Consider the following 256-nt stretch of genomic DNA (forward strand, 5'->3'; position numbering starts at 1 on the left):
ACCCCGATGACAAGCTCAGACAGGTGAGCCACGAAACCATCTACAAGTGCCTCTACGTGCAAAGCCGCGGCCAGCTGCGCGCCGACCTCAACAAGTGTTTGTCGACCAAACGCGCCGCCCGCAAGCCCCGGGGCCGCACCGAGCGCCGCGGCAAGTTCAGTGACGTGATCACCATCAGCCAGCGGCCTGCCGTGGTGGATGACCGTGCGGTGCCCGGAAGCTGGGAAGGAGACCTGATCCTGGGCGCCGCATGTGG

1 protein-coding gene is annotated in these 256 nt (G+C 65.6%); it reads left to right on the forward strand.

Annotated features, from left to right (window positions below; translation table 11 throughout):
* On the forward strand, positions 1 to 256 hold a 256-nt coding region (locus tag AC5Y36_RS25925; RefSeq protein ID WP_500043837.1), incomplete at both ends, for a transposase.

This window comes from Mycobacterium sp. NGS50, from assembly GCF_059812545.1.